The sequence below is a fragment of the Jeotgalibacillus alimentarius genome (assembly GCF_000829445.1).
Classification (GTDB): Bacteria; Bacillota; Bacilli; order Bacillales; family Jeotgalibacillaceae; genus Jeotgalibacillus; species Jeotgalibacillus alimentarius.
The window spans coordinates 402,953-417,515 of sequence record NZ_JXRQ01000017.1 but is presented as its reverse complement, the minus strand read 5'-3'; the positions used below and the strand labels follow the sequence as shown (position 1 = coordinate 417,515).

General features: G+C 42.8%; 19 protein-coding genes. All 19 read right to left on the bottom strand.

The genetic code is table 11. The features are described 5' to 3' along the window. Window positions 1–2: 2 nt before the first annotated feature. Window positions 3–1,082, bottom strand: a complete 1,080-nt coding sequence (flhB, locus tag KP77_RS09275) for a flagellar biosynthesis protein FlhB (RefSeq protein ID WP_041122410.1) — start codon at window positions 1,080–1,082, stop codon at window positions 3–5. Between the two features lie 6 nt (window positions 1,083–1,088). Further along, window positions 1,089–1,862, bottom strand: a complete 774-nt coding sequence (gene fliR, locus KP77_RS09270) for a flagellar biosynthetic protein FliR (protein WP_041122547.1) — start codon at window positions 1,860–1,862, stop codon at window positions 1,089–1,091. 3 nt (window positions 1,863–1,865) lie between these two features. Continuing rightward, complete coding sequence (fliQ, locus tag KP77_RS09265) at window positions 1,866–2,135, bottom strand: flagellar biosynthesis protein FliQ (protein ID WP_041122409.1); 270 nt, start codon at window positions 2,133–2,135, stop codon at window positions 1,866–1,868. A gap of 14 nt (window positions 2,136–2,149) precedes the next feature. Continuing rightward, window positions 2,150–2,815 (bottom strand): flagellar type III secretion system pore protein FliP, encoded by a 666-nt coding sequence (gene fliP, locus KP77_RS09260; RefSeq protein ID WP_041122408.1) that lies wholly within the window; start codon window positions 2,813–2,815, stop codon window positions 2,150–2,152. Further along, on the bottom strand, window positions 2,808–3,446 hold the full coding sequence (locus KP77_RS09255; protein WP_041122407.1) for a flagellar biosynthetic protein FliO: 639 nt from the start codon (window positions 3,444–3,446) through the stop codon (window positions 2,808–2,810). The genes fliP and KP77_RS09255 overlap by 8 nt, the downstream gene beginning before the upstream one ends. Before the next feature lie 5 nt (window positions 3,447–3,451). Continuing rightward, window positions 3,452–3,814 carry a response regulator gene (locus KP77_RS09250; RefSeq protein WP_041122406.1) on the bottom strand — a complete coding sequence of 121 codons (363 nt, stop codon included), beginning with the start codon at window positions 3,812–3,814 and terminating at the stop codon, window positions 3,452–3,454. Window positions 3,815–3,835: 21 nt separating this feature from the next. Then, window positions 3,836–5,014, bottom strand: a complete 1,179-nt coding sequence (gene fliY, locus KP77_RS09245) for a flagellar motor switch phosphatase FliY (protein ID WP_200889063.1) — start codon at window positions 5,012–5,014, stop codon at window positions 3,836–3,838. Next, complete coding sequence (gene fliM / locus KP77_RS09240) at window positions 5,007–6,005, bottom strand: flagellar motor switch protein FliM (RefSeq protein ID WP_041122404.1); 999 nt, start codon at window positions 6,003–6,005, stop codon at window positions 5,007–5,009. Before fliM ends, fliY begins: the two co-directional genes overlap by 8 nt. Before the next feature lie 32 nt (window positions 6,006–6,037). After that, window positions 6,038–6,475, bottom strand: a complete 438-nt coding sequence (fliL, locus tag KP77_RS09235) for a flagellar basal body-associated protein FliL (RefSeq protein WP_041122403.1) — start codon at window positions 6,473–6,475, stop codon at window positions 6,038–6,040. Next, complete coding sequence (locus tag KP77_RS09230; RefSeq protein ID WP_041122402.1) at window positions 6,465–6,689, bottom strand: flagellar FlbD family protein; 225 nt, start codon at window positions 6,687–6,689, stop codon at window positions 6,465–6,467. Before KP77_RS09230 ends, fliL begins: the two co-directional genes overlap by 11 nt. Before the next feature lie 53 nt (window positions 6,690–6,742). Then, entirely contained in the window at window positions 6,743–7,981 is a 1,239-nt protein-coding gene (gene flgF / locus KP77_RS09225) for a flagellar basal-body rod protein FlgF (protein ID WP_041122401.1), read from the bottom strand. A gap of 72 nt (window positions 7,982–8,053) precedes the next feature. Next, window positions 8,054–8,416, bottom strand: coding sequence for a TIGR02530 family flagellar biosynthesis protein (locus KP77_RS09220; protein WP_041122400.1), 363 nt, complete (start codon window positions 8,414–8,416; stop codon window positions 8,054–8,056). Between the two features lie 13 nt (window positions 8,417–8,429). Next, window positions 8,430–9,059, bottom strand: a complete 630-nt coding sequence (gene flgD, locus KP77_RS09215; RefSeq protein WP_235420697.1) for a flagellar hook assembly protein FlgD — start codon at window positions 9,057–9,059, stop codon at window positions 8,430–8,432. A 3-nt stretch (window positions 9,060–9,062) separates the two neighbouring features. Further along, complete coding sequence (locus KP77_RS17550) at window positions 9,063–10,361, bottom strand: flagellar hook-length control protein FliK (protein ID WP_052474051.1); 1,299 nt, start codon at window positions 10,359–10,361, stop codon at window positions 9,063–9,065. Window positions 10,362–10,385: 24 nt separating this feature from the next. Beyond that, window positions 10,386–10,994, bottom strand: a complete 609-nt coding sequence (locus KP77_RS09205) for a MotE family protein (RefSeq protein WP_052474050.1) — start codon at window positions 10,992–10,994, stop codon at window positions 10,386–10,388. A gap of 5 nt (window positions 10,995–10,999) precedes the next feature. Then, window positions 11,000–11,446, bottom strand: coding sequence for a flagellar export protein FliJ (gene fliJ / locus KP77_RS09200; protein ID WP_041122398.1), 447 nt, complete (start codon window positions 11,444–11,446; stop codon window positions 11,000–11,002). Further along, entirely contained in the window at window positions 11,447–12,778 is a 1,332-nt protein-coding gene (gene fliI / locus KP77_RS09195; protein ID WP_041122397.1) for a flagellar protein export ATPase FliI, read from the bottom strand. It abuts the gene before it with no gap. After that, window positions 12,775–13,548, bottom strand: a complete 774-nt coding sequence (gene fliH, locus KP77_RS09190) for a flagellar assembly protein FliH (RefSeq protein WP_052474049.1) — start codon at window positions 13,546–13,548, stop codon at window positions 12,775–12,777. The genes fliI and fliH overlap by 4 nt, the downstream gene beginning before the upstream one ends. After that, complete coding sequence (gene fliG, locus KP77_RS09185; RefSeq protein WP_041122396.1) at window positions 13,541–14,554, bottom strand: flagellar motor switch protein FliG; 1,014 nt, start codon at window positions 14,552–14,554, stop codon at window positions 13,541–13,543. Before fliG ends, fliH begins: the two co-directional genes overlap by 8 nt. Window positions 14,555–14,563: the final 9 nt, after the last annotated feature.

Here is a 14,563-nt window from a genome sequence, read left to right as displayed (position 1 = left end):
CTTTACACTTTGTTTTTTATCCGGTATACGTAAGCAAGTATTTCAGCAACAGCCTTGAAAAACTCCTCCGGAATCGGGTCTCCGATCTCCGCCTGATCATACAGCGCTCTTGCAAGCGGGCGGTTTTCAACAGCAATCACATTATTTTCTTTTGCTATGGTTTTAATTTTCTGAGCGACAAAGTCCACACCTTTTGCTACCACAACTGGCGCTTCAAATTCTCCGTCTTTATATTTCAAAACAATCGCATAGTGAGTCGGGTTTGTGATGACAACGTCTGCGTCCGGTACTTCAGACATCATCCGCTTCATCGCCATCTCCCTTTGCCGCTGTTTGATCTTAGATTTGATCAGCGGGTCACCTTCCGTGTTTTTATATTCATCTTTAAGATCCTGTTTAGACATTCGGATATTTTTTTCAAAGTCATACTTTTGATAAAGGTAATCCAAGACTGCTAAGATTACCAGCAGCCCAGAAGCAAACAGTCCCATTTGGACAGTCAGACTGCCTGCTACCTGCAACGTTGATTCAACAGGCAGCAAAGAAAGTTCTAATACATCCTCAATGCTGAACCATAATACAAGGAATGTTGTCATTCCCACTAAGGAAATTTTTAATACTGATTTTGCAAGTTCAACGAGCGCTCTCGCTGAAAAAATTCTTTTAAGTCCTTTAATCGGGTCCATCTTGGACAGTTTAGGTTTTAATGGATCAGTAGAGATTAGAAAACCGATTTGCATGTAATTACCGACAATACCGCCCAGCGCTGCTACTGCCATGATCGGCAGAACGATCCATGCGACCTGGCTCAGCATTTCACTGTAGACAATGAGTGCTGTATCGGCTGTAACAGGGCGTTTAATATAATCCATCAAAGGGACAGCCACAAGATTGAGCATCCGGTCTTTAAACCAGCCTCCTGCGAAAAACAAAAAGAGAAATACACTGAAAAGGATGAATGCAGTGTTGACGTCCTGACTTTTTGCAACTTCACCTTTTTTACGGGAGTCCTGTCTTTTTTTCGGGGTGGCTTTTTCGGTTTTTTCGCCTGCAAAGTACTGCAGGTCAAGCCTCAGTCTCATTATCTATCAGCCTCCCAGCGTGATCATTAAATCTCTCATCACTACAAAGATCAGGTCAAAAAGTCGCTGAATCACCTGAAATGTTACACCCATTAATACAATTAAGACGATAAATGCTACCGTAATTTTAATCGGAAAACCGATTACAAAAATATTGAACTGCGGCGATGTTCTTGCAACAATTCCAAGGGCAATATCGACCAGAAACAATGTAGCAACGACCGGCGCTGCCATTTGAAAAGCAATAACAAAAGTAGCTGAAAAAGCTTTAATAATCAGTTCAGCTGTCATCGGGTCCCCAAATCCAAGGGTGACCTGATCAAGCGGAATATACTGATAGCTGAAAAAGATTCCGTCAAGTATAAGGTGATGGCCATTCAATGCAAGAAGCAATAAAAGTGCCAGTGTATATAGATACTGACCGATCAGCGGGCTCTGTGCACCTGTCTGCGGGTCTATAACATTCGCCATGGCAAAACCCATCTGGAAATCTATAAAATTTCCGCCAATCTGGATGGCTGATAGAATAATGTAAGCAATCAATCCAAGAAACAATCCAACTACCGCTTCTTTTATAATGAGTAAAATATACTCACCGTTTATATCAAACGGTTCTGCATCAAGTGTGTAATACATCATCCATGACAACAGTATAGCCAGCCCGATCCTGTGCGTTGCCGGGATCGTACGGTGGGAAAATAACGGCATCGTCACAAAAAAAGCTGATAGTCTCACGATTATAAGTAGTAAAATTGTCAGTCTGGGATATAATTCTTCCATCATCTAACCGATATACCTAGTAAGATTAGTGAAAATATCTGAGGCATAACTGACAAGCTGTGTCAGCATCCACGGTCCAAAAAAGATCAGTGCCACCATAACTGCTATAATTTTCGGAATAAAGGCAAGCGTCTGTTCCTGGATCTGAGTAGTTGCCTGAAATATACTGACAAGCAGACCGACAACTAATGCAACAAGCATTAAGGGAAGACTGATAATCAGCGTGATCCATACGCCACGCTCTGCTATGGCAATAACCATTTCTCCATTCATTTCAATTCACCCACCTAAAAGCTCTGCAGCAAGGACTGCATGACGAGATACCAGCCGTCTACTAAGATAAACAGCAGGATTTTAAAAGGCAATGAAATCATTACCGGCGGAAGCATCATCATACCCATAGACATCAGGACTGATGCAACGACCATATCAATCACCAGAAACGGAATAAACACCATAAAACCCATTTGAAATGCGGTTTTAATTTCACTTAATGCAAATGCAGGGACCATCACAGTCAATGGAATATCCTGAATTGTCTCTGGCCTTTCAGCTTCTGTATAACTTAGGAACAATTCCAGATCTTTTTGCCGTGTATGCTGACTCATAAAGTCCTTAAATGGAATAGAAGCTTCTTCATAAGCGGTCTCAAGATCTATTTCCTCATTAAATAATGGTGTTAATGCCCTGTCATTCACTTCACTCATGACAGGTGCCATAATGAAAAAGGTTAAAAAAAGTGCAAGCCCGACAATGACTTGGTTAGGCGGCATCTGCTGCGTTGCGAGTGACGTTCTGACAAATGATAGTACAATGACAATTCGCGTAAATGAAGTCATTAAAATCAATATACCCGGTGCCAGTGACAGGACAGTCAGCAACAGCAGCAATCTGACTGAAGTTGCTACATCATCGGGAGGACTGTCATTGAAAAACTGTATGAACTCATCCATCTTCATTACGCTCCTTGCTTTTTACTCTTTCGAACACTTTCCTGCGTTCTGCGTGATGCTGATCGAGCTGATCTTTAAACAGGCTGCCGAATGACTGCTGATCATTTATCTTCTGATCAGATTTTCTGTTTTTCAGTTTGCCGATCAGACCGGCAACAGGACTTTCTGCAAGTGGCTGATCCTGGTCAAAATAGGCTTCGAGTTCAGCCATTTCTTCTGGCGACGTGATCTCTTTAATCAGATTCACATCTTCACCGACACCTAAGACATAATAACTGTCAGCAATTTTAACAATTTGAACTGACCGGTTTCCGCCAAGCGTTGTTCCGCCCATATTTTTAATCAGCCTGCTTTGCTGATAGTTTTTAGTTTTGCTGTTTACGAACTTCAGCAGTGCGTATAATAAAATAATGACCAGAGCAAGTGCACCGATTAGTCTGACAAAAGTCCAGACATTAATTGCCTCGGGCTCACTTTCTTCTCCAAGTGCGGGTACTTCCTGTTCAGCGCATTCTTCAGACGGATTATCTCCCATGCAATCTGATACATTCCCCGGACTTGCAAATAAAATTTGCTCTCCCCCTGTTAAAACTGACAACAGAAGGAGAACAACGAATAATTTCTGAAACATACCCATCAACCTATCGCTTTAGAAATTGCCTCAATCACGCGGTCAGCCTGAAATGGTTTTACAATAAAATCTTTTGCACCAGCCTGAATGGCATCAATCACCATTGCCTGCTGGCCCATTGCTGAACACATGATAATTTTTGCAGAACCGTCAATTTTTTTAATTTCTTTTAACGCTGTAATACCGTCCATTTCAGGCATTGTGATATCCATTGTTACAAGGTCAGGTGATGTTTCTTTAAATTTTTCAACAGCCTGCGCACCATCAGCAGCTTCACCGACTACCTCGAATCCATTCTTTGTTAAGATATCCTTGATCATCATGCGCATGAATGCTGCATCGTCTACAATTAAGATTTTCTTCGCCATGTCATTTTACCCCCAGCTATATTAGCGTAATTTATTTAAACGGTCTGACTTACTGACAATATCCGTCAGTCTTACTCCGAAGTTTTCTTCAATTACAACCACTTCGCCTTTCGCAATTAAACGGTTGTTCACTAATATATCAACCGGTTCACCTGCAAGTTTATCCAGCTCAATGATCGAACCTGATGTCAATTCAAGAATTTCCTGAACAGAACGCTTCGTACGGCCAAGCTCTACAGTTACCTGAAGTGGGATATCCAGCAGAAGATTCAGGTTTCTTGACTCTCCAGCGCTTAGCCCCGGACTGTCAAACTGTGTAAACTGTGCCGGTTGAACGTCTACTGACCTCTCAGGTGCACGGTCTCTGTTCAGTTGAATACCTGAGTCTTCTGGTAATCTTGAAGGTTCAGGATCTCTTTGCGGTTGCGGAGATGTTTCACTGCGCTCAGGTGCTGCCTGAGTTTCAGCTGCAGGTCTTTCTGCTACAGGCGCAGACGCTGCCGCTTCATTCTCAGCCTGTCCGCCTCCACCCATCAGCTGCTGTACCAGTGACTGACCAAATTCAAGCGGTATCAGCTGCATAATATTTGAATCTATGAGCGTTCCAATTTTCAGGTTGAATGAAACCTGAATCACATATTCTTCTTCAGGCAGGTTCTCCATCCCGTCTTTACTTTCAAGATCTACCAGATCAATACTTGGCGGTGAGATATCCACCTTGACACCAAAGATCGTTGACATTGAAGTGGAAGCAGACCCCATCATCTGATTCATCGCTTCCTGAACAGCACTCAGCTGAATTTCACCAAGGTCATCTGACGGATTTGTTCCGTCTCCGCCAAGCATCAGATCTGCAATGACAGCTGCATCCGACTGCTTGATCACAAGCAGGTTATTTCCTTTTAATCCTTCTGTATAATGCACATTAATTGCGACGGAAGGATGAGGAAATGAATTGGAAATTTCTTCAGTCTTTACGACAGATACAGTCGGTGTTGTGATGTCTACTTTTTGATTTAACAGCGTAGATAGTGCCGTTGCTGAACTTCCGAAAGAAATATTTCCTATCTCACCGAGCGCATCAATTGCCACCTCATCCAATTGTTCAGATGGAGTGCTTTCTTCTGTTTCAGGTTCATCATCCGCGCTGCCATTCAGCAACGCATCAATTTCATCTTGGGAGAGCATGTCATCACTCATCATCGTCCTCTCCTCCTTTCACTTCATCAATAATTTGAACACCAATTTTTTTGCCAAGCTGACCGGGCTGAGCAATGAATTTCGGCACATCGCCGATCTTCAGGACAACCGGGTCATCGAAGCGGTGATTCAGTTCAAGCACATCACCGACTTCAAGCATCAGGAACTCTTCGATCGCAAGCATGGAAGTACCAAGCTCAGCTGATATCGGCAGGTCTGCTTTTTTCACACGCTTTTCAAGCTGCAGCTGCTCTTCAGGAATCAGCTCCTTCTTCTGAGACTGCATCCAGTGCTTGATTGAGAGATTCGGCATAATTGGTTCTAAGACCACATGAGGCAGGCAGATATTCATCATACCTGTCGTTTCGCCTACAACGGTATTCAGCGAGATCACAACCACTGTTTCATTTGGTGAGATCACCTGAAGAAATTGCGGGTTTACTTCAAAGTCCGTTAAAATTGGATCGATTTCTGCAATACTTCCCCATGCTTCTCTTAAATTATCAAAAGCTCTTTCAAACATTGTAGACATTAGTTTCGTTTCAATTTCTGTCAGATTATCAATCTTGCTGACACTTGAGCCGTGCCCGCCAAGTATCCGGTCCATCATAGCATAGGCGATGTTAGGGTTGATCTCCATCAGAATTTTTCCATCAAGCGGTGGAACTTCATACACATTCAGAATCGTCATCTTAGGCACAGAGCGGATAAATTCCTCATATGGAATCTGATCAACTGATGCCACATTTATTTGAACATATGTCCGGAGCTGGGCAGAGAAAAACGTTGTGAGCAGTCTGGCAAAGTTTTCGTGGATTCTCGAAATGCTTCTGATCTGATCTTTTGAAAACCTCAGTGCCCGCTTAAAGTCATAAACTTTAACCTTTTTTTCCTGCTCTTCCTTTTTGATCTCTTCCGCTGACATCTCACCTGTCGAGATGGCTGATAATAATGCATCTATTTCATTTTGCGAGAGAATATCTCCAGCCACGCAATTTCACCTCCGTCCATCTGCATCTTCCATTATTGAACGACAATAGATGTCGTATAAACCTGAATGACCTCTCCTTTTTGAAGAAGCTCATTCACACGGTTTTTCACTATATCTTCGAACGCATTTTTTCCTGCGCTTCCCTCAAGATCAGCTTTATTCATTTCAAGCAGTTCATCAATTAAGATATCTTTCACCTGAAATTCGAGCTTTTTCAATTCTTCAGCAGCATCTTTACTGTCTGTCTGAATAGACATAGACACTCTTGCAAAACTGCTTCCACCAATATTTGTGGTCACTTCCGGAATCTCAACTGTCGCTTCCACAATTTCATCTGCAGACAGCTTTACTTCTTCCTCTTCCTCTTCTCCATCACCTGCAAGCTGATTTGTCACAACTAAAAAGATAATACCCAGCAGTGTAATCGATACGAGAATGATGAGCATTGTTAACAGTAGTTTATTTTTCATCTGCATCATCCTCCTTTAAATGCGTCATATTCAATACGTGAATGGACCGGTAAAAATCAGTGATCTTCACCTTCACATCCGCCATTGAATCTTTGACAATATATTTTTTACCATTCGTCAGCGAAATCGTGGTGTCAGGAAAAGCTTCTACTGTTTCGATATAAATTGCATTAATCATAAATTCTTTACCATTGAGCCTTTTTACATAAATCATAAAAGCAGGCGCCTTCTTTCATTCATGAAGGCGCCGTCACCCCCCTGCCTGAATTATCGCTTCAGATTAACAAGTTCTTCTAAGATCTGATCAGATGTAGTGATAATACGCGTATTCGCCTGGAATCCACGCTGTGCAGTGATCATTTCAGTGAATTCTTCTGAAAGGTCGACGTTGGACATTTCAAGAGCGCCTGATGAAATTGTCCCACCAGCATCAGCTGATGTTCCAATGTTAGCAACACCTGAGTTTACTGATTCTTGGAATACGTTGTTACCGATCTTTACAAGACCTGATGGGTTGTTGAATCTGGCAATCGATAGAGTCGCCATTTCACGAACCTGTCCGTTAGAGTAAACCGCGTTAATTGCGCCGCCTGCTGATACACTGAAGCTATCTAGTGTACCTTCAAGGTTACCGTTAGCTCCCATTTGGGCTGATACTTCGCCTTCGTTGTTAGTTAAGTTCGTCATGTCGAGATTATTAATACCGTAAGTATCATATCCGGTACCTGCCGCGTTAACTCTAACAGGTAGATTAATAGGGTTTAAGTCAAAGTTGGGTTCATCGTCTGCTGGATCAAAAGTTAAAGTTCCATTAACAAATTTATCAACTCCGTCAATATCTTCAAGTGCGTGATTAGTAAAAGTAATATCCCACTCATTATCGTTTCCAACTACTTTTTCCATTTTGATTTCAATAGTATGCTCGGTACCCTCGTCGTCAACAACCTTCATTTGTTGAGTTTTCACAAATGGATTAGCTGCACTAACTACGACATTTGATGCTAAATTTCCTGCTAATGTAATCTGGTCTGTTATCTGTGCCGGAATAACCCCACTACTATTAACCACAATATCCTCCTGAACACCATTGACGAACTGCTGAACTCTATAACCTTCACCAGTTACAAGCAGTCCGCTTTCATCAAGGTAGAAGTTACCGCCACGTGTATACAGATCCTGTCCACCCGGAGCTGATACAACGAAGAAGCCATCTCCATTAATCGCTAAGTCGAGTGAACGTCCTGTTGTCTGGAGTGAAGCCTGTGTCTGTACACTGTCAATTGTTGCGGTAACTGACCCTAGTCCTACTTGAAGTGCGTTTTTACCTCCACGGCCTTCCTGCGCAGCAGATGCACCCTGAATTGTTTGATTCATAGCTTCCTGAAACGTCACACGGCCCTTTTTAAAACCGAATGTGTTTACGTTTGCGATGTTGTTACCGATTACGTCTAATTTTGTCTGGAAGTTTTTAAGTCCTGCGATACCTGAATACATTGAACGAATCATTGTTATTTTTCCCCTTTCGTGAGCCGCTTCTGTCGGTCAGCTGGCTCTAAGGCTCCTTTATCTAAGGTCCGCCTATTCTAAAATGATGGTGCCATCAATGTCCGTGAATATCTGGTCGTTTAAGTCTTTCTTGTCCATCGCAGTAACAACTGTACGGTTTTTAATGCTGACAATCAGTGCTGCCTGCTCGAGCAGTACGAGTGAATCCTTCACACCTTTGCTGTCAGCTTCATTTACTTTATCCGTTACTCTTTGCCACTGGTCCGGTGTGATTTCGATATTTCGTGCTGTTAATCTCTCATTTGCATGTCTGCTGAATTTCAGCTCGCCATCTATGACCTGCTGGAGCTTGTCTGCAAACCCGGATTGCTTGATCTGTTTTTTGACAGGAGCAGCCGGAGGTGTGTGAATCGGATTAAATCGGATATGCTCCATATACTCAAATCCTTTACTGTGCGATTTTAGTCAGCTCATCAGCTGTAATTCGCTGTTCATCCGCTGTGTGAAGCCAGATTGCACCGTCTTTTCTCGATACCGAAACAACTGTGCTTTCAAGCTCTTCATCTTCTTTCATCCAGCTGACTTTTTTGCCAATCATCATACTGGCCTGCTGAAGTGAATCCTGCAGTTCGCCTTTATTGACTTCAGATACATTACCTGGCGTCAAAGTTGTACCATCCTCAAGGGTAAATTCGACTGAACCGCCTTTAAATTTAACGGTTTCAACAATTCCTTTACCGTTTGTGGCAACTTCTTCACCATCAACAGTCTCCATTTTGTCCCACTTTACCTCTTTACCGACAAATTCATTGTATTGAATCAGTGCTGTCTGTTCCTGCATGGATGCAAATTTTTCAAATGATGTAGCCATATTTGTCATCTGTTCAAGACTAGAGAAGTTCGCCATTTGTGAGATAAACTCTTTATCTTCCATCGGCTGGGTTGGATCCTGGTTTTGAAGCTGGGCAATAAGCAATTTTAAAAACTGATCTTTTCCCATTGTCTGGTCTTTTGCTTCAAGCTTCTTTTTTTCAAGTGAAGATAAATATAAGCCTTCGTTAATACCTTTTAATTCCAATATTTACACCTCAATATTTAAGAATATGTCATGGAATGAAGTCTGTTCATCCTCTGACTGATTCTGTGCGCTTTGCTGATCGCGCTCTCTGTCTCGCTGGTCAGTCTGCTGGTCATTCTTACCATCTTTATCAAGTCTGTTCTCAGTCTGAGTCTGCATGATCTCAATTTTTTCAACCTGCAGCTGCTGTGATGTGAATGACTGTCTGAGCTGATGAAGCTGTGAGTCAATCATATCTTTCGCTACCGCTGTTGAAGCGATAATACGTGCTGTCATCATACCGTCTTTCTGTAGAAGCTCGATTTTGAGTGTGCCAAGATGTTCCGGCTGAAGTCTGATCATCAGCTTTTCAGTCCCGTTTACTTTCCCAAACTTTGCTTTTTGCATAATGTTCTGGAACTGTTCCATCAGCTGTTGCGCTGAGTCAGGCTGTTTAACAGGCTGGAGTGACCATTTAACAGGTGCACTCTGAAGCTGAAGTGACTGAAGGTTAATCATCTGCTGGTCGTTTTTCAGTGCTTCAGGTTTTGCAGTAACATCAGCATTTTGGTTTTTTTCACTGATTAGCTGGGTAAATTGAATTCCAGTCCGACTTTTTAATAAAAGTAGCTCAGGCGACTTTTGTTCAGTTTTCTGCTCAGCAGGTGTATGATTCTTCATTTCTTTTACTGCTGCTTCAAAGACTTTTTGAATACTACCAAAAATCTGTTGAAGCTGACTGTTTTGCTGCTTAATCACTTCCTGATTCTGCATAGGCTGTTTTTCCTGAAGCAATGTCAGGCCTTTGAGCAAAGATAAAAGTTTAATTATTTCTTGAGGCTGTGCTGATGACATGGCCTGGTACGTTTCTTTAGAACCCTGCTGATCATTCATTTGGCTTCGTGGTGAAAATTGTGTGTTAATCATTTCACTAATAGTCTGCACCATTTCTTCAGCCGTCACATCGGTTAGCTCTTCAGTCACTTCAAGGCTAATTCCCGCTGCACTTATCAGTTCCTGCGGTGTCATCTCAAGCAGTTCATCTTCAGAAAATAATGTGAACAGCTGCTTGATTTCAGGGAATAACTTATCCATTTCTGTCATGAATTCAGCAATATCCTCTGACTGACCTAACCCATTCAGTTGACTTAAAAGCGCTTCAAGACCTGATGCTTCACTGTTTTCAATCAGTTCCGGGAGTTTCTCACCAAGTCCTGCAAGGATCTGACTGAAGTCTGTACTGCCTGACATAAGTGATGCTTCTTTTACACTTCCAAGCTGTTGGGGTGCCTGCACACCCTGTAATGTAAGATTTCCGATCAATTCTTTTTCACCTCCTTTCAAGTTTTATTGTGTACGCGTCGAGATCAGTTCAGTGTAACGGGCAGCGTCTTCAGCAGTCATAGCTGAAAAGATCTCTGCAACATTTTCAGCTGACAGATTTGACAGGATTCTGATTGCGTCCTCATCATTTAGATTCGTGATGATCGGTGCTGCTTCACTGCCTTTCATATCCTCATAAACCGAAACAACCTCTGCAAATTCCCTGCCGGCTGATTCCTGTTCATTTTGCAGCTGTTCAATTTCCGTCTGCAGCCTTTCCTGCTCTTCTATCAGCAGGTTATTTTCATCCTCAAGACTGACCATTTCCTGTTCAAGGCGTGAAATCAGTACCTCTTTTTCTTCGATCTGTGCCTGCAGGCTGACGATTCTTTCTTCAGGGTTCGCAGGCGCTTCTTCAGCAGGCTGTTCTTCTCCTGTAAAAGGAATATCGATACCAGCCTCTTCTGCTTTTTCAAAAATATTAATATCGAGAATCGACAACACGATAAGCGCTATAAAGATCAGAAAGAGAAAAGGCACAAAAATCAGCAGAAAAAATACCTGGAACTTACCGGGTGATTTTGTCTCTTCAGCCTCAGTCCGGATGGATTGCTTTTGCTGTTTTTGTTTCATTCAAATCACCTGTTTCTGCGGTTCATAAACTGTGCGATAGACAACTCATTCATCTGATCTCTGTCAGCCTGTTCCTGCTCTGCAAGAAACCGCTTTTTATCATGTTCCCTGATTTTTTCATACTTCTTTACTTCAATATTTCTCTCCATCAGCCGGTGTTCATGACGCTGCATATTCGTACGCGCGTCCACCACCAGTTTTTGCTGGTAAGAGATGCTTTTTTCAATATTGGTTAGAAACTGCTGACCGTGTCTGAGTGATTGGACCGGGATACCGGTCTGGATCTGGTTCGTCTGGGATTCTTCCATTAATTCTTTCTTTTTTAACAGTTCATATAATTTCTGAGCCATTTTTTCAAAAGAATCTACTGAATCTCTGTAACGGTCTTCAGCTTCCTGTTTTTCTCTTTCTCTTACAGTCAGCACGCGTTCAAATCGATATTGATAAGCCATTTAAGATCCCTCGCCTTTTTCTGATAACTGGATTAACTGTCCTGCTGTATCAGACAGCTGTATTTTTTCATCAGTTGACTGTTTCAAAAACTGTTTGATCACCAGCTGATATCTGATTGCTTCATCGATTTCTTTTGAAGAGCCTTTTTTGTATGCTCCGATATTAATCAGATCTTCAGCCTGCTCATACGTGCTCATCATGTCACGCATTTTTTCAGCCGCTTTTAAGTGGCTTTTATCTACAAGATGGTTCATCAGGCGGCTGACGCTTTTTAACACATTGATTGCCGGGTAGTGACCTTTATTGGCAATTGTACGGTCAAGTACAATATGTCCGTCTAATATTCCTCTTACAGTATCGGCAATCGGTTCATTCATATCATCACCATCAACAAGTACTGTATAGAAGGCGGTAATACTGCCATGTTCATTTGTACCTGTTCGTTCAAGAAGTTTTGGCAGCAGACCGAATACAGAAGGCGTATAACCTTTCGTTGCAGGCGGTTCGCCGACAGCGAGTCCGATTTCACGCTGAGCCATAGCAACGCGTGTAACGGAATCCATCATCAGCATGACATTCAGTCCGCGGTCTCTGAAGTATTCAGCAATCGCAGTGGCCGTCAGCGCACCCTTAATTCTCATTAATGCGGGCTGATCAGAAGTTGCAGCGATGATAATACTTTTCTTTGCGCCTTCAGGACCGAGATCCCGCTCAATGAACTCCCTTACTTCACGTCCGCGCTCCCCGATCAGGGCAATGACGTTCAGATCCGCTTCTGTATTTCTCGCAATCATTCCAAGTAGCGTACTTTTACCAACGCCGCTTCCTGCAAAGATTCCGACTCTCTGACCTTTTCCGACAGTAAGCATGCCATCGATGGCTTTTACACCGACTTCCATGATTTCATCAATCGGCGGTCTTGTAAGCGGGTTAGGCGGTTCCTGTTCTGTCGCTACCTGTCTCATTCCTGCAGGCAGTACGCTATCATCGATTGGAACCCCCATCGGATCTACAATTTTACCGACCAGCGCTTCTCCCACACTGATCTCAAGTGGTTTCCCACTCGCTTCAACGATACACCCGGGGGCAATATCCTGAACGTGTGTAAAAGGCATCAGCACGACCATTTCGTCTTTAAACCCTACTACTTCTGCTTTAATCCGGATTGTCTGTTTCCTTGCACTTGAGTGTACATGTATGTAACAAACTTCTCCTATAGAGCTTTCAGGTCCCTGTGACTCGATCATTAATCCGATGACTCTTTTAACTTTGCCGTAATGACGGACTGTTTTAATAGAAGATATGTGCTGAATCAGTTCTGCCGCCTTCATTTCATACTCCCCAGAATCTCAGAAAGTCCTGTCTTCAGTTCTGTCAGCTGTGTATCTATGCTGATATCAATCCGTCCGTTAGCCGTCTCAATAAAGCATTTATACGGTTCAAGTTCTTCTTCAGGGTAAATGTAGAGCTTAACGTCAGTCGGAAAAATAGCGAGCAGTTCATCTCTCTCTTCCTGAAGAAATGAGAATTGCTGAACTGCTGTATAAATTTTCACTTCTTTCATCTCACGAGCTTCTTTTACACCTTTTTTTACAATCGGAAGAAAACTCTCAGGTGATTCTTCAAGCTTTTGCGACAGAATCTTCTCAGCAGCATTCATGGCAAGCTCCAAAATCACAAATTCATTTTCTTCGAGATGAGCCTGCAGCGTGCCTTTAGCTGATGCGACGACATCCTGTGCTTCTGCAATCAGGTGAGAAACATCATCGTATCCCTTGTTACGCCCTTCCTCGTAGCCTTGAGCAAAAGCTTCTTCATAAGCCTGCTTTTGCAGTTGTTCTTTCTCTTGTGCCCACAGTTCTTTTTTCTGATCGATGGATGCAAGCATTTCTTCTCTCTGTTGATGTGCGTCTTCTAGCAGCTTTTGGGCCTGGTCGCTTGCATCCATTACAAGACGATTCGATTCACGCCTTGCCTGTTCGACTGTCCAGGACAAAGTATCATCTGAATGCGTAATATCAGAATTGATCTGTCTGAATGGAATGGCTTTACCAGCTGTCTGCACTTCTCCGACAAAGCCGGATTTTATGATTCTAGACAATCACATCATCTCCCCCGCCACGGGCAACAATAATTTCTCCTGATTCTTCAAGCCTTCTGATCACTGCAACAATTCTGCTTTGTGCTTCTTCAACGTCACGGAGTCTGACAGGGCCCATATACTCCATTTCTTCCTTAAAGTTCTCTGCCATACGCTGAGACATGTTTCTAAATAGCACATCTTTCACGTCATCAGCAGAAACCTTCATTGCAAGCAGCAGATCTTCATTTTCACAGTCTCTGATCACGCGCTGGATGGAACGGTTATCAAGTGTAACAATGTCTTCAAATACAAACATTCTCTTTTTAATTTCTTCAGCAAGCTCAGGATCCTGAATCTCAAGTGAATCGAGAATGGTCTTTTCTGTTGCGCGGTCTACGCCGTTAAGTACTTCAACGACTGATTCGATCCCGCCTGTTTCAGTGTGGTCCTGCTGTACTGTACTTGAGAGTTTTCTTTCAAGCACAGATTCAATTTCACTGATGACTTCAGGACTGGTGCTGTCCATCATCGCAATTCTTTTCGCAATGTCAGCCTGCACGTCCTGTGGCAGGTTAGAAAGAATCTGACCTGCCTGCTGCGGGTTCAGGTACGATAAAATCAGTGCAATCGTCTGCGGATGCTCGTTTTGAATAAAGTTAAAGATCTGCATCGGATCAGCACGCTTAGCAAAGTCAAAAGGTCTTACCTGCAGTGATGACGTCAGCCTGTTAATGACTGCACTTGCCTGCTCTGCTCCAAGTGCCTTTTCAAGCACTGACTTTGCATAACCAATCCCGCCCTGTGAGATATAATCCTGCGCCAGAGCAATATTATGAAATTCTTCAAGAATATCTTCCTTAACCTCTGATTCAACCTTTTTTACGCCGGATATCTCAAGCGTCAGCCGCTCAATTTCTTCCTCATCCAGATGCTTATAAACAGAAGATGCTACATCAGGGCCAAGGGAGATGAGCAGGATCGCTGCTTTTTGTTTCCCGGTTAATTCTTTTTCTCTTCTAGCCACTTATTACAC